The organism is Sphingomonas sp. (assembly GCF_024508665.1).
Lineage (GTDB): Bacteria > Pseudomonadota > Alphaproteobacteria > Sphingomonadales > Sphingomonadaceae > Sphingomonas.
The window spans coordinates 705,326-725,595 of the sequence record NZ_JANINP010000007.1 but is presented as its reverse complement, the minus strand read 5'-3'; the positions used below and the strand labels follow the sequence as shown (position 1 = coordinate 725,595).

16 protein-coding genes are annotated in these 20,270 nt (G+C 64.7%); 7 read left to right on the top strand and 9 right to left on the bottom strand.

All coding sequences use genetic code 11. The features are described from left to right. Window positions 1–97: 97 nt before the first annotated feature. From Q0L25_RS18685 to Q0L25_RS18670, 4 genes are all read right to left on the bottom strand, one after another. Entirely contained in the window at window positions 98–1,447 is a 1,350-nt protein-coding gene (locus Q0L25_RS18685) for a lanthionine synthetase LanC family protein (RefSeq protein ID WP_296616901.1), read from the bottom strand. Then, complete coding sequence (locus Q0L25_RS18680; RefSeq protein ID WP_296616899.1) at window positions 1,444–2,442, bottom strand: T3SS effector HopA1 family protein; 999 nt, start codon at window positions 2,440–2,442, stop codon at window positions 1,444–1,446. Before Q0L25_RS18680 ends, Q0L25_RS18685 begins: the two co-directional genes overlap by 4 nt. After that, window positions 2,439–3,545: a phosphotransferase gene (locus Q0L25_RS18675; RefSeq protein WP_296616898.1), complete on the bottom strand. Its 1,107-nt coding sequence runs from the start codon at window positions 3,543–3,545 to the stop codon at window positions 2,439–2,441. The genes Q0L25_RS18680 and Q0L25_RS18675 overlap by 4 nt, the downstream gene beginning before the upstream one ends. Window positions 3,546–3,653: 108 nt before the next feature. Beyond that, complete coding sequence (locus Q0L25_RS18670; RefSeq protein WP_296616896.1) at window positions 3,654–4,826, bottom strand: hypothetical protein; 1,173 nt, start codon at window positions 4,824–4,826, stop codon at window positions 3,654–3,656. A gap of 19 nt (window positions 4,827–4,845) precedes the next feature. Here Q0L25_RS18670 and Q0L25_RS18665 point away from each other — a divergent pair, with 19 nt between their 5' ends. Continuing rightward, on the top strand, window positions 4,846–5,100 hold the full coding sequence (locus Q0L25_RS18665; protein WP_296616894.1) for a hypothetical protein: 255 nt from the start codon (window positions 4,846–4,848) through the stop codon (window positions 5,098–5,100). A gap of 635 nt (window positions 5,101–5,735) precedes the next feature. On the opposite strand, the gene Q0L25_RS18660 is transcribed toward Q0L25_RS18665, so the two are convergent. Genes Q0L25_RS18660 through Q0L25_RS18645 form a run of 4 tightly spaced genes read right to left on the bottom strand, consistent with a single transcriptional unit; the run spans window position 5,736 to window position 10,865 of the window. Next, window positions 5,736–6,041 (bottom strand): DUF4387 domain-containing protein, encoded by a 306-nt coding sequence (locus tag Q0L25_RS18660; protein ID WP_296616893.1) that lies wholly within the window; start codon window positions 6,039–6,041, stop codon window positions 5,736–5,738. After that, a complete protein-coding gene (locus Q0L25_RS18655; protein ID WP_296616891.1) occupies window positions 6,025–7,425 on the bottom strand; it encodes an acyclic terpene utilization AtuA family protein in 1,401 nt (466 codons plus the stop codon). The genes Q0L25_RS18660 and Q0L25_RS18655 overlap by 17 nt, the downstream gene beginning before the upstream one ends. Before the next feature lie 10 nt (window positions 7,426–7,435). Next, on the bottom strand, window positions 7,436–8,731 hold the full coding sequence (locus Q0L25_RS18650) for a citrate:proton symporter (protein WP_296616889.1): 1,296 nt from the start codon (window positions 8,729–8,731) through the stop codon (window positions 7,436–7,438). Between the two features lie 28 nt (window positions 8,732–8,759). Further along, window positions 8,760–10,865 (bottom strand): TonB-dependent receptor, encoded by a 2,106-nt coding sequence (locus tag Q0L25_RS18645; protein ID WP_296616888.1) that lies wholly within the window; start codon window positions 10,863–10,865, stop codon window positions 8,760–8,762. Between the two features lie 319 nt (window positions 10,866–11,184). Between Q0L25_RS18645 and Q0L25_RS18640 the strand changes: the two genes are divergently transcribed. Continuing rightward, window positions 11,185–11,883 (top strand): Crp/Fnr family transcriptional regulator, encoded by a 699-nt coding sequence (locus Q0L25_RS18640; RefSeq protein WP_296616886.1) that lies wholly within the window; start codon window positions 11,185–11,187, stop codon window positions 11,881–11,883. Window positions 11,884–12,036: 153 nt separating this feature from the next. On the opposite strand, the gene Q0L25_RS18635 is transcribed toward Q0L25_RS18640, so the two are convergent. After that, window positions 12,037–12,639 (bottom strand): TetR/AcrR family transcriptional regulator, encoded by a 603-nt coding sequence (locus Q0L25_RS18635; protein ID WP_296616885.1) that lies wholly within the window; start codon window positions 12,637–12,639, stop codon window positions 12,037–12,039. Window positions 12,640–12,784: 145 nt separating this feature from the next. Here Q0L25_RS18635 and Q0L25_RS18630 point away from each other — a divergent pair, with 145 nt between their 5' ends. The 5 genes from Q0L25_RS18630 to Q0L25_RS18610 are packed head-to-tail and all read left to right on the top strand — an operon-like array spanning window position 12,785 to window position 20,261. Continuing rightward, a complete protein-coding gene (locus Q0L25_RS18630; protein ID WP_296616883.1) occupies window positions 12,785–14,977 on the top strand; it encodes a TonB-dependent receptor in 2,193 nt (730 codons plus the stop codon). 11 nt (window positions 14,978–14,988) lie between these two features. Beyond that, the gene (locus Q0L25_RS18625; protein WP_296616881.1) at window positions 14,989–15,969 is read left to right on the top strand and encodes a PHB depolymerase family esterase; all 981 of its coding nucleotides are present in this window, start codon (window positions 14,989–14,991) and stop codon (window positions 15,967–15,969) included. Continuing rightward, window positions 15,956–17,911: a PQQ-binding-like beta-propeller repeat protein gene (locus tag Q0L25_RS18620; RefSeq protein WP_296616880.1), complete on the top strand. Its 1,956-nt coding sequence runs from the start codon at window positions 15,956–15,958 to the stop codon at window positions 17,909–17,911. The genes Q0L25_RS18625 and Q0L25_RS18620 overlap by 14 nt, the downstream gene beginning before the upstream one ends. Then, window positions 17,908–18,732, top strand: a complete 825-nt coding sequence (locus tag Q0L25_RS18615) for a hypothetical protein (RefSeq protein WP_296616878.1) — start codon at window positions 17,908–17,910, stop codon at window positions 18,730–18,732. Before Q0L25_RS18620 ends, Q0L25_RS18615 begins: the two co-directional genes overlap by 4 nt. Beyond that, window positions 18,729–20,261 carry a long-chain-fatty-acid--CoA ligase gene (locus tag Q0L25_RS18610; RefSeq protein WP_296616876.1) on the top strand — a complete coding sequence of 511 codons (1,533 nt, stop codon included), beginning with the start codon at window positions 18,729–18,731 and terminating at the stop codon, window positions 20,259–20,261. Before Q0L25_RS18615 ends, Q0L25_RS18610 begins: the two co-directional genes overlap by 4 nt. The last annotated feature ends 9 nt before the right edge of the window (window positions 20,262–20,270 follow it).

Sequence of the window (20,270 nt, the reverse complement as noted above, 5' to 3'; positions counted from 1 at the left end):
TTCACGGCATGCGTCGGTGAGACGAGAGCGATATCAGAATTGGCGGCGACTGACGCTGAATAGAAGCGTAATTCAATCGTGTTCGTTGGCTTGACGTTCAGCTCGCTACGAGAGCTTCGTGCGTATTTGCATCGCTCTGAGCCACTGTCGCCGGCGCAACGAGCAGGATTGACGGAACCTGTGCAGGATCGAACACCCGCAGATAGAAATAGCCGGTCCCGGCCAGACCCAGCATCAAGCCGGGCGACTCGCCCGCACCCGGCGTGCCGGAAGGCCAGGCGCGGCCGGAATCGCCATATTCGGTCATGCCCTGCCGCGCGATCTCCTCGACCAGCGTCCAGGCTTCCGCATCGCCCGTCGCTCGTGTCCAGTCGAGAAATAGCTCCGCATCGCCGGCCACGCCGTGGCAGAGCGAATAATTGGCGTTCCGACGCGCAAGCTGCGCCACGACCGAGCGCGCGCTGATCCGCAGTGCCGCTTCGATGCCCGGCAGCAACGCGCGGTCGCCGAGCAGCCGCAGCGCGCGGATACGCGCAAGGCCGATACCAACCGCGCCATGACACCAAGCGGCGGGCGCCGGGCCACCCGGATCGTCATGGTCATGCTTACGCAAATCTGGCCAGCGGTCGGTCGCGGCGTCGAACCAGCTGTCCTCATAGGAGAAGGCATCGCGCCCGGCTTCGGTGAAGCGTTTCTCGCCGGTCGCGGCGCCCAGTTCGAGCAGCGCCCAGCCTACGCCACCAGCGCCATGCGACAGGCCGGTGAGATTGGGGCGCCTCTTTTCGCGAAACTCCGCAACGAGGTCGTCCGACAGGCTCGATAAGTCGACCAATTCGGCCATTTCGCCCATCGCATTCCAGGATAGCCCGCGCTCACTGCGCTCCGCCATGTCGAGCAACCGTCCGCCGGCATCGACCGCCGCGTCACAGAGCCCGCTATCGCCGCAAACCTCGGCCAGACTGAGCAGTACGGGAATCATGCCGGCATTGCCCGACATTACGTCGATCGCCAGTTTTCCGTCGGGCGGAAGCGCGACGGCGCGGCGCACCATCGCCAGCCCGCGCGCGGAGAAATCGTCGCGTCCGAGTGCCGTGCCGATGCGCATTGCCGCAAAGCCGATGCCGAGAAAGCCGGTGTAGAAGCCGCGATGTAACGCTTCGGGAATGTCCGTCGCGCGGTCGAGGGCATGCTCGATCGCACCAGCGGCAGTGCGCGCGGCGAGCGGATCGCCGGTCGCGCGATGCAGTTCGGCGAGGAACAAACCGATGCCTGCCGTGCCGTCATACAACGTCGCGGCAAGCGTGCCGCAGGCGAGCTGCTGGCTGCCGTTGAAATTCTCATACACCGGCGCGAACCAATTGCAGCGTTCGCCGTCCCAGATCGCGTCGCGGGCGAGCCGCGCGCCGATGTGGAAGGCAGTTTCGAGACAGGCGTTGCGAGTGGTCATACCGCGGCTCTTTCCGGGGTGAGCGAAGGAAAAACGTAGATGTCGTCGGCGCCCGGATTGCGCCATAGCGCGTCGAGCCGAAGCCCGGCTTCCTCGATTCCCGAGGCGAGTTCCGCCTCGAAGCGGGTCGGCGCAAAGCCCTGGTCTTCATGCGCCGCAGCCAGCGCGGAAGCGACCAGGCGGCTGCGCGCCATGCCGAAGCTTTCACCGTTCCCCGGATCCTCGGCGAAGCCGAGACCAGGCGCTACGCATTTCGCGAACAACGGGACGTCGTCGTCCAGCAGGTCGGCAAGTGCCGGCCACGCCGCCGTCAGCAACGTGATCACTGCGGGGAATAGATCCTGCGCGATATAGAGCACGGCATTGTCGCGGCGGACATAATCCTGGCTTCGGACCGCGATCTTGAACTCGAACGGGACGCGATACCGGTTGAGCAGAGCGGTCAACGTACGGACCAACCGCTCCGCGCCGGCGCGCGTGACGTTCCAGTAGAAGCGCACCGTTGGGCTGAGATCGTTGATCTCTCGGCTCGCTTCACCGAAGCAATAATAGAAGCCCGGTTGAGCGACTTTCGAGCCGACGGGAATATGGACCGTGAGCGGCGTCCCCGGCTTGATCGGGAATTCGCCATCCGCCGCAACGAACTGGCCGGGTGCGAAGCGGCGCGTATGGCCGTGACGCGTGGCGGTGACTCCACCGCCGGCATCGAGGCCCGCGCTCCGCCAACCCGCCTCGTCGCGTGCGCGGCCGGCATTGGCGCGGGCGAGTGCCGCGGTAAAATCTTCCGGACCGCCACTATCGGCGGCCGCTGTCGGGAAAGCCCGGGCATAGCCATGCTCATAGACGATCGACGTCAACGCCGTGGCTAAGGCGGGTCGGTCTTCTCGCGGTCCGGCGAGCCGGCCAACCGACTCGCCGGCAAGACGAATCGTGCCATCGGCGTCCAACGCCAGCGCCGCCACGAACGTCGCGAGCATGTCCAGCGCGTCGCTCATGCCGCCCTCGCCGTCTGGCGCTTATCCCGTCCCGGTTCGGTGATGCCGAGCAACTCCAGTGCAACCGGTTCGGGCCTTTCGAGGATGTTGAGCGCGGTCTGGACCAATACCAGCGCAGTCGGGTCGATCTGGCTGGCCCAGGCACAGCGCTCGAACGCGGTGACCATCATCCGCGCCGCGAGCAGCCGCACGCAATGATCGAGGAATTGTGCTTCCTGGTCACGGTAAGCGTCGCTCGCCGCTATATAGCCGTCCCAAAACGCGCAGATCGCCGGTTGGACTTCGGCAAGCGGAATCTTCGCGCCCGCGAGCATCGCCTCTGGGTCGGAGTCCTTGGGCATCGAGGCGATCCAGAAGGCAAGATAGGATTGCAGCATGCTGCCAACGTCCCAGGCGGCGTCACCGATATCGGCAAGCTCCCAGTCGATCACATATAAGTGGCGCAACGGCAGCGACACGTCGTGCGGCGCGAGAAGACAATTCTCCCAGCGCATGTCGGTATGGATCAGCGTGTCACGCCGCCAGCTTGCGCGCAGGGCGCCGAGCAGTTCGCCGGCGCGCGGCGCCGCGAGCAGAATATCGAGAAGCGCCGACGCCGCGGGACTGCGGCGCATGCCGGCCAGATCGCGCTCGGCATGGAGCCTTAGGATCCAGGGTTCCTGCTGCGGAAACAGCGCGGCCTGTGGCGCGCCCTCGACGAAGCGGACGCGGTGATAGGCTGCGAGCGCAGCGCCAATCCGTCCGCCAAGATCGACCGGGCAGGCGCCGAGCGCATTATGCACTGCGGCGACAGTCTCACCGTCGGGGATCAGGTCGTTGATCAGGATGCCCTGTTCGCCGTCATAGAGGCGGAACCGGGGCAACAACTCGCGCAGCGGCAACAACCGCTCATCGCCGAACGCACCGCGATAGACCTCTGCTTCGCGAGCGATCGTCTCACGAGTGCCAGGCTCGGTTTCGATCGCCTGTTTGATGAAATAGGAAGCACCGCTCCGTCGCTTGAGCATGACAAAGCGGTTGCGGCTGCGGCTCATGGTGAGGGCAAGGCCGCCATCGACGACTTCCTGGCGGGTCAGCAGGCCCTTGCCGATGAGATAGCGCACAAGATTGCGTGTGACGACTGGGTCCATAAGGCGTCCAAAAATTGGAGGACAAATGCGCGACACGAGGCCGCCGGACGGGGGAGCCCGGCGGCCCACGTCACGAGCTGCCTAGAAAGTGCAGCCCGCGGTCCACATCACATGCTTGCAGTCGAGCGGGGTTTCCGGTCGCTGCGGCACGGCCGCGAAGGTGCAGCCCGCAGTCCACATCACATGCTTGCAGTCCGCAGCATTGGCGGCACCCGCCTCGCCTTCCTCCGGGACAGCGAGCAACGTACAGGCCAAAGTAGTCAGCACATTGCCGCAATCCTCAGCCGATTCCGCGGCACCGAAGGTGCAGCCGGCGGTCCACAGCACGTCCTTGCAGTCGGCCCCGGCGCCAAGCTTGTCGCTCTGTTCGGCGGCGAGGGTGCAGGCCAATGTGGTGAGGACGTTGCCGCAATCGGCTGCCGCCGTGCCCTTGGCATCCATGCCCACGGTGCAAAAGGTGGTGTTCATGATCTGCACGCAACCCGCCGCGCCGACCTGCTGGCCCGCGAAGGTGCAGCCCGCGGTCCACATGACGTGCTTGCAGTCTGCCTTTGCCTCGCCTGCCGTGACCGGCGAACAAAAGGTCGGGTGAGCGGTGAGCAGGGTGATGCACATGGGCCCACCCTCGCCGGCCGCCGGCATATCGAGCGTACAGGCCAGCGTGGTGAGGACGTTCCCGCAATCGGCTTGGTATCCACCGCCCTGCTGCGCGCCGGCAAACGTGCAGCCAGCCGTCCACATCACATGTTTGCAGTCAGCCTGCGCCTGCGCTGCTCCCGCCTGGCCAGCGAAGGTGCAGCCCGCCGTCCACATCACGTCCTTGCAGCCCGCCTGAGCCTGAGCCTGCGCCCCGGCTCCGGGCTGAGCCGCGAGGCTACACGCCAACGTAGTCAACACCTTGCCGCAATCCGCGGCTCCGCCCTGCGGGCCCGCAAAGGTACAGCCAGCGGTCCACATGACGTCCTTGCAACCGGCCGCGAGCAGCGCCGCACCCTGCGGTGCGGCAAGCGTGCAGGCCAGGGTAGTCAGCACCTTGCCGCAATCCGCTGCGCCAGCCTGCTGACCGGCGAAGGTGCAGCCCGCGGTCCACATCACGTCCTTGCAGCCGACGCCACCCTGCGCAGTGGCTATATTGGCGCCGACAGTACACAGCGTGGTCGCGGTCAACATCAAGCAGTCGGCGCCGGACGCGCCGGCTCCGCCGTAATGTTGTTGCAGTGGACCGCTTAGATAACCTTGAGGAAAGCCAGTCATTCGCCTTCTCCTTGTTCCGGTGATGCCGGTACTGGGTGACACTGGACGCACGGTTTCCCCCGCACGGAACGTCCAGGCTGGACGGCCGGCGCCGTCCATCGACAAAGATGATAAGCACTTTTTCGTCACGCTCGCGGAACGCGCAGGGCAGGACCTGCCCAGCAACGAGATGAGCATTACGATTTACGTTGCAAACGCAAAGCAACTCGAAACAAATATTTCATTGTATAGTCACAATCTACAGCGACTCGCCCGATTTGACTGGATAAATTGATGACAGACATCGCATTGACGAGCAAGCAATTAGAAAGTGAACATACGAGTAATCCAATAATTTTGCTCCGAAATGGACATATCTATTATCAACAGTCTTAGAGCGACCTCCTCTATGGCGCTCTATTGTCCGCGGATGGCACCATTCAGGCTCGAATGGCGATTTCACCTAGCGCACCAAAATGGATAGCAACCCCGGTACCGCCGCTTTTCGGCCGATGGTGGGCGCGCGGACAGCGCCGCCTGATCCGGCGGAAGCGCGATCGTGGCATAGGCGCGACGGCCGACACCCGTGACTTTTCGTCGCTTCGCCAGCTGGCCGGTTTGGTGTCAAAGCGATCGAACATCGGCGTCGGGGGACTTTTGAGTTCAGCGTTCGTCACTTGGTCATCATGGTTCTGGGCGTGTTCTGCGACCAAAGGCTGCGTCTTCTCGGCAGCTTGCGGTCGAAACCGCTAACCTTGTTGATGTCGTCACGGCGGATCACACCGTCACGATTGGGCCGACGCGGGCAAAGGTCGCGGCGCTCGCGCGCCCCGCTAGTCCGCGAATCTGTGGCCTGAACTCGGCACCAACTTACTCTGCCGGAACAGCGCTGGTCTCGCACGCAATGGCGTCTCGGCCTGCCGTGCTGACCTAGATGTCGAGATCGAGCAAGCGGACATATTGCTGCCCGCCGTGCATATCGCGTTCGAGCACACCGCCCTGCGGCTCGCTGCGTGGATAGGATATTTTGAGGACCGCAAGATCGGGAACGACGAAGCGCTTGATGCGCGAGGGATCGACCTGGAACATCCGCCCGATCGCGGCGTCGTCGATCGCGATGCTGTCAGCGTACCGCATAAGGTCGTCGACATCCGAAAAGAACAGATCGACAGTAATCCAATATGGCCCTGCATTTTTCGACCGCACGTGGCGGCAGACGTCACCTAGCTTGGGCATTGCTGGGCTCCTCCAGGAAGACATGGCGCACGCGAACGAGTTCCATCGGATCGGCGACTTCGACGATATCGTTGAGCAGGAATTCGTAGACCTGTCCCCGCTCGATTTCCGATGGAGAGAAGGGAAAAGCGTAGCTCGGCAGTTCCTGCTCTAGGTCGAGCGGCATGTGGAAGAAGGCCGGGTTGCAGGTCTTCGCGATCTGCGTGGCGATCTCCTGCGTCGCGGCTGTCGCGACGAACAGCAGGCCGATCTCGCGAGGCGGGGCGGAGCCTGTCTCGACGGGCATTCCGGATATGGCGTTCCACCCGTACGGACGAAGCGAGATGTCGAATTTGCCCGCGCGGTCTCCCATCGAGGCGAGGACGCGAGCGACCAGATGCTCATGCATCTGTGCCGTGAATCGATCGATCTCGGCGAGGACTTTCGGATCCTGGATCCCGACAAGCATGATGGTTTGGAACGGCCCGCCCGCCGCGCCTTCCAATTTCATCGTGTAGGGCGCGGGCTCGAAGACCGACGCCTGGACGCGGACAACCCGGTCGCTGATCGCGCGGTAACGCGACTTCGTCACATCGAGAATGCCGCCCGGCTCGATCAGCCGAAACGGGTCGCTATTCTCATAAAGCATGTGCGCAGACACCGTCGCCGGGGTGCAGGCGTTGTTGGCCGATAGCGGCTCGATCTCAAAATGCTCCCGCCCGACGCGAACCATCACGCCCCCGTCGCGCGAAAAGACCGTGCATTGCCCGCCGCACTCCGCCGTCTTGCCGGCATGCCATGCCGGCCCCGACCCGGCGCCCAGCATCAGCGGGACTGCCGCAATGACCGCCGTGTCGGTCGTGCGTCCGCCCAGCACGATGTCGGCGCCGTCGCGCAACGCGGCCACATAGGGCTCGGGACCCATCAGCGCGACAATGTGGTCGCAGCGTTCGAAAATCGAGCGGTCGACCGACATGACCGGAGCGAGCGGTCGGATCGCGCCCCGCTGCACGTAGCGGTCGAGCGTCGCCGCATCCTGCTCGGAATAGAGCAGCGTGATCCTGGGATTGAGATCTTCCTCTCGTGCGATCTCCAGCGCGATTTCAAGCATCCAGTCCAGCGCCATGTCGCAACCGCTGGTACCGCACGATCCGATCAGCAGCGGGATCTTGGCCCGCGACTGTGTCACCATCAGGATGCGCAAGTCGGCCTTCACCGCGTCGCGCGAATATTTCGACTTGCCGGTGGCGAGATAGGCGGGGCCGCTATCGGTGGATCCGGCGTCGCACGCGATTGCGTGCGCGCCCATCGCAATTCCCGCCGCCATGTCCGATGAGCGCACGCCGGCGCCGACCGCTCCGACCGGTACGATGACGTTAATCGTCGAGCCCGCTTCCAGAATCATGCTTCGTCCTTCAAATGATCGCGCGAGTGACGCATGCGGTGACGATCAGAATGAGCGTGAGCAGGCAGGCCCATTTGAGCGAGAAGCGCTGCAACGCGCCGACCTCGACCCCGAGCAGCCCGGATACGAGATAGATCGCCGCGACGAGCGGACTCAGCGCGTGGATCGGCTGGGCGAGCAGGGAGGCCCGCGCGATCTGTTCCGGCGTAACGCCATATTGCGTGGCAGTCTGGGCGATGATCGGCACCACGCCGAAATAATAAGCGTCGTTGGAGAGCACGAAGGTCAGCGGCGCGGCCAGGCAGGCGGTGATCGGTCCCAGCGCCTGTCCTATCCCGGGCGGCACGACCGCCATCGCTCCCTTGGCCATCGCGTCGATCATGCCGGTCCCGGCGAGCACGCCGGTAAACACGCCGGCGGCGAGGATCAGGATCGATATCGGCAGTGCATTTTCCGCGTGCGCCGCGAGCCGCGCGCGCTGATCGGATAGCGAAGGATAGTTGACGGCGAGCGCGACCGCGAGCGCCACCATGAACAGCAGCGGCAAAGGCACAAGATGAATTACCGCTAGCACGAGGACCGAAAGGGTCAGGGCCAGGTTGAACGGCAGGAGGCGCGGTCGCCTTATCGATGAATCGACTGGCTTCGTCGCACCCATGCCGGATTCGCAAGCTATGACCTCCCCGGACGTTGCCGCGAGGCGTTTGCGTTCCGAACGGCCGAGCGACCAGGCGATGAAGAACGTGCCGGCGAGACCCGCGGCGATGGTCGGCAACAGAGGCACGAACACGGCGGCCGGATCGAGCCGCAGCGACGCCGCGACGCGGCCGACCGGCCCTCCCCAAGGCATCAGATTGACCACCGTGTTCGCCGACGCAAGGATGACCGCGAGGACCAGCGGATTCATGCCAAGCCGCCGGTAAACGGGAAGCAACGCGGTTATGGTGATGAGCGCGGTGGTGGCGCCGTCGCCGTCGAGCGACACGATCGTCGCCATTGCCGCAGTGCCGAGCGCGACCCGCATCGGATCATCGCCAGCGAACCGTAGCACACGGTCGACCAGGGGCTCGAACAGGCCAGCGTCGATCATCACCGCGAAAAACAGGACGGCGAACAGAAGCAAGGTCGCGGTGGGCGCGAGCTTGCCCAGGCCATCCAGCGCCATCGTGCCGAGATCGGGACCGTGTCCGGCAAGCACGCCGAAGACGAGCGGGACCAGAATAAGCGCGACGAGCGCCGACAGCCGCTTCGTCATGATCAGAATCATGAACGTCGCGACCATCAGGTAACCCAGCCACATCAGCATCGTCTAATTTCCCGTTGGTGGCCCGCGGTCAGAATTTCGCGCTCAGCGTCAGACCATATTGCCGCGGCGCGCCATATTGGACGAACTGATAGAAACCGCCGTTGGTCTGCCAGATGCGATAGGTGACATTGGTCAGGTTGTGCACCCAGGCCTGGGCCGAGAAGCGCTCGTTGATATTGTAGGTGAGACTCGCGTCCCAGAGCGTCCTGGCGCGGCGATACTCCTTGTAATCGTTGATATTGTTCTCGAAAGCGTCGCTTTGATAATCCATCGTGACCGCTGCTCGAAGCCAGCCCCAGCTCGCGTCGCGAGCCGATTGCACGCCGAGGTCGGCGACTACCGCGTGCTCGGGGGTTCGGCTGAGCCGGTTGCCGGCTCCATCCTTGAAGACCGGAGAGCCGTCGGCGAGGAACGCCGATGTCTGGATGAACCGTGTGAAGAACGGGTGCAGGTACGTATAGCGCACCGTCGCATCGAACCACTTTACCGGTGCGACGACGAACTCGGTCTCGACGCCCTTGATCGTCGCGTCGGCGGTATCGATGGTCACGCGGGTGCCCACCGGCCCCTGGCTCGCATCGGGAACCACCTTGATCGTCTGAAAGTCGCGATAATCCATCCAGAACGCGGAAACGTTCACGCGCAGGCGTCGGTCGAGCCAGTCGGTTTTCAGGCCGATCTCGTAGTTGGTGACCCTTTCGGGCGCGGTCGGACTGCGGGCCAGTGCCGCGCTGGTCGGCTGCTCCTGAAACGCGCCCGACTTGAAGCCGGTCGAAACCGTTCCGAACGCGAAGATGTTCTTGCTGAGCTGGAAGTCTGCACCGACCCGGTAAGTAGCGAGCCCCTTGTCGAATATGCCGGGATTGCTTGCCGTGTCGTAGCTGACGGTGGGAGACGCTAAGGCTCCGGTCAGCCGCCGCGCCGCGTAGCTCTTCTTCTCCTTGGTATAGCGCCCGCCGGCAAACAGCCTCAGGCCAAAATCGAATTTGTATTGCCCCTCTCCGAACACGGCGTAGCTGTCGTTGGTCGAATCGCCGAAGAAGCGGTTGATCGTGGTCGGCGTCGCCGATTGCTGCGTCTCGCGCTCGCGGTGGATCTTGTCGCGATTGTAATAGAGACCCGCGACCCAGCTGAACGGACCGCTGTCGTTCGACGTCAATCGCGTCTCGACCGAATAGGAATTGGCCTTCTCTCGAGCCAGTGTCTGGATACCCGTCACCGGCAGTCCGTTTCGTGCATTGGTCGCCGGGTCGGTACCGTCCAGGTCGCTGTTGAAATCGTAGTTCAGCGTCCGCCACGCCGCGACGGTCGTCCAAGTGGCAAAGCCTAAAGCATCGGTCGTCAACTCCGCCCTCGCGCCGCCGGTCCGCGATTTGGTAAAGCCGGGGCGATCGGGATTGGCGTAGCGCGGGTGCTCGTAGTCCGCATAGCCGACGCCCGGGGTGAACGGATTGACGATCACGTTGTAACGCGAATTCTCGCCCAGGTCCTGGTCCGCAACGTCCGCCGACACCAGCAACTTCGTCGATGCGCCGAGATCGGCGCGCAGCGCAATCCGCCCGCTCACCTTGTTCTCGTCGTCGAGCGGCTTTCCGGTCAGGGTTCGGCGGAAGCCGTCATTGGTCACGGCGCCGAGCACGATGCGGGTAGCGACCCCATCGGCAATGGGCGCATTGAGCATCAGGTTGCCGTTGCGCTGGCCATATTCGCCAAAGGTGAGCTGCGCGCTCGCCTCGCCCTTGTCGGTTGGCTTGGCGGTGATGAAGTTCACCGACCCCGCGACCACGTTCTTGCCCCAGAGCGTTCCCTGCGGACCCTTGAGGACCTCGATGCGCTCCATGTCGTAGAAATCGATCCCCAGCATCGCGGCGCGGGCCAGATAGACGCCGTCGAGAAATGCGACCGACGACGGATCGCCCCCCGCTCCCTGGTTGCTGCTTCCGACGCCCCGGAAGAAGGGACGCGGCGCGGCCTTGGGGAACGCGTCAAAGTTGATGCCGGGCGTTGCCTGGGCCAGCCGGGTGAAGTCGGTGATGCCCTTTTCCTTGAGGACCGCGCCATCGAACGCGGTGACAGTCACCGGTGTGCGCTGGAGTGATTCCGAGCGGCGGCGCGCCGTGACGACGATATCCACGATCTGGCCATCGCCTTCACTAGCCGCAGTGGAACTAGATTCCGCGCTCTTTTCTGTAGTGTCGGCAGTATTGCCCGAACTTTGCGCGAATAGAGCGCTGGGGTACGCGACCCCGATAGAAGCAATACCGCACAACAACAGCTGCCTGAAAGCAAGCATATCCCGGGCCTCCCCTATGTCACGACTTTGATTGCAGTCGCTTTCTATGGCACGATCGAAACGCTGCCGTTCGGTCGTGTAGGAGGTGTCATGCAACGGCCGCTGGCAAAACCGATGTCGCGAATGTTACATTTCAGAAAATAAAACTCGGAGGCTGCTGATGGATCAGGCGGCGGCTTTTAGCGTCCTGACCCGCGAGAACTGGATCGGAGCAATGCCGGTCGAAGTGCACGACGCCATAACCGCGCGGATGCACCGGCTCGATGTCCCGGCCGGCGCCCCGATCGCGCGCGCCGGCGACCCGTGCAACCGCATGTTTCAGGTGGAGACCGGCTATGTTCGGCTGTCTCGCTTGCACGTCGATGGCAGCGAGGCACTGATCACCATCTACATTTCCGGCAATTGCTATGCGGAAACGGCACTCGTCGCGCATCGCCCCTACAACCATAGCTCGTCGGCTCTTGTCGATTGCCGTCTGCGCGTACTCGAGGCGGAAGACTTCTGGGACCTCTACCATCGATATCCCGCCATCCCCGAAGCGCTTTGCCGCAAGTTTGCCGGTGCGATCACCCGCCAGATTTCCAGCCGCGAGGCTCGCGCGACGATGAAGTTGGGCCAGCGTATCGCAATGATGTTCTTCAACTTCGCGACGGATTGCGCCGCCGCAACGCGAGGCAACGACGTGACGATCGGCTTCCCGATCACGCAGCAGGACATCGCGACCCTGTTCGACGTGACACGCCAGAGCGTCCATCGCGAACTCGTCGAGCTTCGCGGTCTGGGCTTGATCGACAAGGTCAGTGGCCAATGGATCGTCCATGACCGGGAACGCTTGCGGCGATATTTCATGCCCATGTGAGGTCGGGGCATCGACGGGTCGTGTGCGTAGAGTTGTGATGGGTTTGGGATCTTCGCCTGTGCATAACACCAACGCGACGAGGATATTTCGTCGCTAACCGAATATTTCGTCGCTAACCGAAATGCCGACACGCCTGATGGACGAGCACAATTTTCAAGGCGTCAACCCGCGCCAGTAATAGACCATCGCGCGCACGGATTTCCCGAGCCATTCCAGGAAGCGTTCATCCTCCTCCGGCCTGCCGCTGTCGATCCAGCGCACATAGGCGTCGAGCATGAATGCCGCGATGGACGCGTCGAGTACCCCGATCTTGCCTGCGACCATATCGCCGGGACCAAGAATCTCGACTTGGCGTTCCTCGATCCGCGCGATCAGTGCCGCCGTCAGCCGCTCGAAATGCACGCCGAACACCGGGTCGTGTGCGGCATGGCGTATGAGCAGGCGCATCGCGGACCCGCGCGTCCGCGCGACCTTCAAGGTCAACCGCATCCGAGCGGCCCACCACATCCCGGGTTCGGCCGAGTCGGCATCGAGGATGCCGTCGACGATATCGTCGAGCACCGCGTGAACCAACGCGTCCTTCGATTTGAAATAGCGATACAACACGATCTTCGACACGCCAGCGCCCTCGGCGATCTGGTCCATCGTGGCCTGGCGCAAGCCGCGCGCGTCCATCACGTCGGCCGCCGCCAGCAAAAGGTGCTCACGCCGGCGCTCGCGATGGGCGTCCATCATCTCGGAATAGCTCGGTTCCATGCGCGTTGCTCGCCCAAGACGGCGGAGAATGCAAATCCTGCGTACTCGAGAGGATCATGTGTTTACTTCGCAGATACTACATGTTACCGGCGAGTAACAGAGGGGCGTCCGATGTCGGCGCCTCCAGCATCTATGGAGGGGATATATGGGTCTGGAACGACGCGGCATGACGCGGATCGGCGTGCTGACAGGCATGTTATTGTCATCGCCAGTCCTGGCACAGGAGCGGGCGCAGTCGGCTCCTGAGACAGTCGCCACCAACCCATCGGACGACATTCTCGTTCAGGCCCGTCGCCGTTCCGAGTCGATCGAGGACGTGCCGGCATCGGTCAGCGTGCTCGACAGTGCCGAGATGGAACGCCTCGCGGTTCGCGACGTGGTCGATTATACGCGGCTGACGCCGGGCGCGATTCTGGTTGGCTCCGGACCCAAATATCTCAACGACATCGCGTTGCGGGGCCAGGGCGGCGGGCGGCTCGGCTTTTCCGAATCCTCGACCGGCATCTACCGCGACGGCATCTATGTGGCGGGCGGCGGCTTCGGCGGGCGCAGCTACAGCCAGATCGACTTTTACGACATCGACCGGGTGGAAGTGTATCGGGGGCCTCAGGGCGCCTTGTACGGCCGCAACGCAGTGGGCGGCGCGGTCAACGTCATCAGCCGCCAGCCGCTGGCGGACACCGAATTGCGTGCGAAAGTCGGCTACGATTCGGTCGACAAGCTCGACACGCAGCTAACCGTCAACGTGCCGCTGACCGATACGGTCGCGATCCGCGCCGGCGGCTTCTATTCGAAGCAGAGCGGCGGGTTCTACATCGACCAGGTCACCGGCCGCGTGATCGACAATACGCTCGACTGGGGCGTGCGCGGCGCGATCGGCGCCGGGATCGGCACCGATACGAGCGCCACGCTGACGATCGAACATTCCCGATCGGAAGCTCCCGGCTTCACGTCGCTGGGGCGCAACCGCACGCTCGATCCTGACATTTTCGTGCGCACCGGGCTTGATGCGATCGATCGCGTCGCGATCGATCAGACTCAGGCGATCGGCGAGTTTCGCCACGATTTCGGCACGTCGGAATTGACCGTGCTTGCCGATTACAAGGGCCGCGACGGCGCGCGCAGCCCGGCGGATTTCGACCATTATCTTGGCATCCGCCTGCCCAACGTGCTGTTGCTCGACGCGCAAGGAGAGAAGTTCGAGCGCTATGGCGCGGAGGCGCGCTGGGGCTCGAAAGGCGACGGGCCAATCACCTGGCTGGGCGGCGTCGATTTCCTGACCTTCGTGTCGCGCGTCTACTCGAACCGCACCGGCAGCGTGACCGGCAGCGGCGCGACCGTCATATCGTTGCGGCGGCAGTTGCGGCGGCAGGAATCGACCGAAAACGTCTCGTCCTATTCCGCTTATGGCCAGGTGGGCTTCGAGCTGGCTCCGACACTCACCGTGTCGCTCGAATCGCGCTACCAAATCGACAGCAAGCAATTCGCCTTCCAGCAGATCGACCTCGACGCGACCACCAACGAAACGATCCCGCTGACCCGGTTCTCGCGTAACTGGAGCCGTTTCCTGCCCACCGGATCGCTCACCTGGAAGGCGAGCGACCGCCTGACTTTATACGGCCGGCTGGCCACCGGTTATCGCGCCGGCGGGTTCAATCAATCGCCGGCGACCGGATTTTTCGACCGCGTGCCGTACGACCCCGAAGACGTCACCTCCGGCGAAATCGGCGCCAAGGGCAGCTTTCGCGTCGGCGCCGCCCGCTTCCGCTCGCAGCTGGCGTTCTACATGAGCTGGACGCGCAACGTGCAGCAGACAACCACGCTATCGACCACCAATCCCGCCTTCACGCTGGAGAATGTCGGCGGCAACCGCATCTACGGCGCCGAGTTCGAGCTGTCCGGCACCGTACCGCTGGGCGGTGGCCGGCTGTCGGCGAGCGCCAACGTTTCGGGCAGCCACGGAACCTGGACCGACGGGTCGTCGATCCTGTCCAACGGCGCGGTGCTCGACCTGTCGGGCAAACGGACGCCGCGCACACGCGATTATATCGTCAACATCAACGGGATGTACGACCATCCTCTGGTGCGCGGCATCGACCTGATGCTGACCGCCAGCTACCAGACCGCGGCGGGCGGCTGGGACGACGCGACGCTGACGCGCAAGAGCCAGAACTACTCGATCCTCGACCTGTCGGCGGGCGTGCGCGGGCGCAACTGGAAGTTGCTCGGGTCGATCAAGAACGTGACCAACGACCTCTATTACATCGTCTCGGTCGGCGGGAACGATTACTACAACACGCCGCGCACCTACGGCGCGACCCTATCCTTCGAATGGTAAGGAAACACGCGATGCGGACCCTTCATGTCCTGCTGGCGACGGCGATTGTCGTCACCGGATCTCCGATCACCGCCCAGATGGACCGGGCCGGGTTGCGCGAGCGGTTACGCGCCCGGATGGCGGCGTCCGACAACACGTCGCTGCCGACCGGCGTCGATCGGCGAACGCTGGCGACGGGAGCGGCGACGCGCGATTATCTTTTGCTCGATGCGCGGCGTGACAAGGCGCCGGCGCCGCTGGTGATCGCGCTGCACGGCGGCGGCGGCAACGGCAAGACGATGGTGCCGCGCTGGGCCGACAAGGCGCAGGCGGAAGGCATCGTCGTCGCCTTCCCCGATGGCGTCGGCCGCGACGGGCGGATGGCGACATGGAATGCCGGCGGTTGCTGCGGCCAGGCGATGGCGACGAAGAGTGACGATGTCGGCTTTATCGGCGCGCTGATCGACGAACTGGTGCGCAGCGGTGTTGCAGATCCGAAGCGCGTCTATGTGACCGGAATGTCGAACGGCGGCATGTTGACGCACAAGGTCGCGATCGCGCTGTCCGGCAAGATCGCGGCGGCGGCGGTGGTGGCGGGCGCGATGTTCGGCGACGAAGCCGCCCCCGCGGGTCCAGTGCCGGTACTGATCATGCACGGCGTGAAGGACCAGATCGTCCCCTACGCCGGCGGGCCCAGCCCGGTCGGCTTCGTCGCCAGCGCCCAGAGCCGCGATTTCCAGGCGGTGGAAAAGACCGTCGCATTCTGGGTGAAAGCCGATGGCTGCGCGACTCCGTCAAAGACGTCTCCAGCCGGCGAGGTGCAGACCCAGGACTGGTCCTCATGCTCGGCCGGATCGGAAGTGCTGTTCTATCGCCTCGCCTCCGCCACCCACACCTGGCCCGGCGCGAAGGCGCCGGCCGGCGCCAGCCGGATATTGGAAATGACGCCTTATGACGCGATCGACGCGACGGACGCCGCCTGGACGTTCTTCAAGCGCCATGTCCGGTCCTGAGGCCAACCGCCGGGAGGTCCTTGCGACCGGCACGGCGCTGCTGGCGGCGGCCGCGTTCGATCCAGGGCCGGCCGACGCGGCGCCGGCAAAGCGCAGGGCACACGAATGGCCGGTCTATGGCGCGACCAACGCCGCGACCAAATATTCTCCGCTCGACCAGATCAACGCTGCGAACGTCGCGGCGCTCGAGATTGCGTGGGAATGGACGTCGCCCGACGCGGCGATCCTGGCCGATCGTCCCGACCTGCGCCCCGGCGAATTTCAGGCGACGCCGATCATGGTCGACGGGCGGTTGTTCACGTCGACCGCCATGTCGCAAGTGGCGGCGATCGACCCGATCACCGGCAAGACATTGTGGGTCTATGACCCCGGCAGCTGGAAACAGGGCTATCCGACCAGCAAGGGTTTCCTGCACCGCGGCGTCGCCTATTGGAACAAGCGCGTCCTGATCGGCACCGGCGACAACCGTCTGATCGCGCTCGATGCGGCGACCGGACGGCCCGTGCCCGGCTTCGGCGACGGCGGCGCGGCCGATCTGCGCGCCGCCGCCGGGGAGAGCCGGGCCGGCGAGCCCGCCGGACTGATCGGCGTCACCTCGCCGCCGGTGGTGTGCCGCGACACGGTGATCGTCGGACAATATATCAACGACCGCCCCGACCGCACCCCGATGCCGGGTGGTACGATCATGGGTTTCGATGCCGCGACCGGGCGGCACAAATGGACCTTCCGACCGATCCCGCGCGAAGGCGAACCGGGATCGCAAAGCTGGGCGCCGGGATCGCTGGCGCGCACCGGCAACGGTAATGCATGGGCGCCGATGAGCGCGGACGACGAGCTCGGCCTGGTCTATGTGCCGGGCAGTTGCCCGACCAACAATTTCTTCGGCGGCGACCGGCCGGGCGACAATCTGTACGGCAACAGCCTGATCGCGGTCGACGTCGTGACCGGCAAGCGGCGCTGGCATTTCCAGATCGTCCATCACGACGTGTGGGACTATGATCTGCCCTGCGCGGGCAACCTGATCGACGTGACCGTCGACGGCCGCCGCATCCCGGCGATCGCGCAGGTCACGAAACAGGGCTTTTGCTTCGTGTTCGACCGGCGCACGGGACGGCCGGTCTGGCCGATCGAAGAGCGCCCGGTCCCGCAATCGACGATCGCCGCAGAGCATAGTGCGAGGACGCAGCCGGTGCCGACGAAACCGCCCGCGTTCGAGCGGCAGGGCGTGGCCGACGACGATCTCATCGACTTCACGCCGGAACTGAAGGCTGAGGCGCGTGCGATCCTGGCGGGATACGAACATGGCCCCGTCTTCACCCCGCTCGGCACCCGGCCGACGATCGTGCTGCCCAGCTGGGTCGGCGGCGCCAATTGGTGGGGCGCGGCGGCGGATCCGGAGACGGGGATGCTTTACGTTCCCTCGATCACCGCGGCGGTGGCGATGGCGCTCGACCAGAACGGCAAGCGCACCGACGCCGCCGACGGCGAGAGCGAGATCGCCGGGCAGGCCGCCATCGTGCGCGGCCCGCGGGGGCTGCCGCTGCTCAAGCCGCCTTATGGCCGCATCACCGCGATCGACCTGAACAAGGGCACGATCGCCTGGACCCACGCCAGCGGACCGGGGGCGAAGGACGCGCCGCAATTCAAGCCCTACAATCCCGGCTGGATCGGGCACACCGCCCGCACCGGACCGTTGCTCACGAAGACGCTGCTGTTCCTCGGCGAAGGACCGCACCGACCGGGCGTCGCGCAAAAGGTTCTGCGCGCCTGGGACAAGGCGACGGGCGCCGTCGTCGCGGAGATCGCACTGCCCGACCACACCCACGGCCCGCCGATGACCTACATGGCCGGCGGGCGACAGTTCATCGTGTGCGGCATGGGCTTCAACAAGGCGCCGCACCGCCTGGTCGCGCTGGCCCTGCCCCAGGAGAAGACGGCATGACCGATTACGGCGTCACCCGCCGCACCCTGATGACAGGCGCGGCGGGCGCTGCGGCGATGCTATGGGCCGCGCCCGCCTTCGCCGCCGGCGCGATCAAGCACTACATCTTGATCGAGTTGCTGCCTGGTGCCGACCAGCTGGCGCTCGATCGCTGGTATATGACCTTCCATGCACCACAGGTGCGGCGCGCCTATCAGGCGTGGCAGCGCGACTACCTGTCGTTCCGCGCCTATCTGCCGCCGGCCGATGCGGTTCAGCGCTATCGCGTCGCCTATGGCCGGATGACCGAGATCCACTTCGACGCGATCGAGGATTTCCGGGAGAGCCGGAAGAACCCGCTTTACGGCGGCGACCTCCAGAGCTTCACGCCGCCGCCGGGCGGCTGGCGCGGCAACACGCTGTTCCGCACCACCACCGCAACGATACCGGTCAATCCGGACGTGCTGTACGTTTCGAAGCCGACCCCGCCCAAGGAGCTTCCCTATCTGCGCTGGATCGTCTTCCTGCGCCCACCGGCCGGAGTGACGCAGACCGATGCCGACACGTGGTTCGATGGCGTTCACGCCAAGGAGGTCGCCGCCCTGCCCGGGCTGAAGCGGTTCGGACTGTACAGGGCGGTGGCGGAGCGCGCCGACTATCCGCGTGTCATGGAGTTGTGGTTCGACGATTACGCCGCATGGCACGCGGCATTTCTGACCCCCGAACCGCGTTTCACCGCACCGTCCTGGGGCGGGAAGTTTCCCTTCCACGACACGGTTTCGATGTTCCTGGGCGAGAATCCCGACATCGATTTCATCCACGACGACCGGGTGATTCCGTGACCGTTTCCACATCCGCCATCGACGACATGCTGCGCGATACCGCCGCCGAATATCCGGAGGAAGCGGCATTGGGGATGAAGCGAGAGGCGATCGATTTCGCTACGCTGGACGCACGCGTCCACCGCATCGCCAACGGGCTGCTCGCAGAAGGCAAGGCCGGCGATCGCATTGCTATCCTCGGCCGCAATTCGAACGAGCAGGTCGAACTGATGTTCGGCATCCTGCGCGCGCGTCAGGTCGTGCTGCCGGTCAACTGGCGGCTGGTCCCGGCCGAGATCGCCTATATCCTGAACCATTCGGGCGCGACGCGGCTGTTCGTGGACGAGGCGTTCCTGCCGGCGGCCGAACTGGCCTGTGCCGATTGCCGGATCCCGATCATGGTCATCGACCGTGAATTCGCGGCATGGCGCGATGGGCAGTCAAACGTTCCGGTACCGCGATCCGGCACCGCCGCCGACGTTGCGCTGCAAATGTATACCAGCGGCACGACCGGGCTCCCCAAAGGCGTGATGCTGACCAACGCCAATGTCGTCGCCTCGGTCGCGATCTTCAGCCGGCCGCCGCTCGACCTCGCTCCCGGCGACGTGATCTACGCACCCGCACCGATGTTCCACATCACCGGCATCGGTCCCGTCCTGCGGATGGCGCAGTCCGGTGCACGACTGGTGGTGAGCGCCGCCTTCGCCGCCGACGAGGCGGTGGAGGTAATGGCCCGCGAGAGGGTCAGCTACACCACGCTCGCCCCCGCGATGATCCAGGCGTGCCTGGCTGCGCCGTCCTTCGCCGACGCCGACCTCTCCGCGCTGGGCGTCATCGTCTATGGCGGCGCACCGATTGCGGAGACAGTGCTGCGCGAAGCGACGGCGCGGATCGGCTGCCGCTTCGTGCAATGCTACGGCCTGACCGAGACGACAGGGCCGATCACTATCCTGACGCCGGACGACCACGCGCCCGGCCGAACATTGTTGCTGTCGTGCGGGCAGGCCGCCGGCGACATCGCGATCCGGGTGGTGGACGGCGACGGGCGCGACGTGCCGCCCGGGGAAACGGGCGAGATCATCGTCTCTGGGGCGATCACCATGGCGGGTTATGCTTCCGACGCCGCCGCAACCGCCGCGACGATCCGCGACGGCTGGCTCTACACCGGCGACGCCGGCTATCTCGATGCGGAAGGTTATCTGTTCATCCGTGACCGGGTGAAGGACATGATCGTTTCCGGCGGCGAGAATATCTACCCGGTCGAGGTCGAGAATGCCTTGCTCGAACATGGCGGGGTAGCGGACGCGGCGGTGATCGGCGTGCCTGACGACCGTTGGGGCGAGGCGGTCCTGGCGCTGGTCGTCCCTTCCGCCGACGCGCCCGAGGACGCCCAGGCGATCCTCGATTTCTGCCGCACCCGGATCGCCGCCTACAAATGCCCGAAGACCATCCGCTTTACCGACACGATCGCGCGCAACGCGGCGGGCAAGATATTGCGGCGCGAGATCCGCAAGCCGTTCTGGGAAAACCGCGACCGGCTGGTCGGCTAAGAGGAGAGA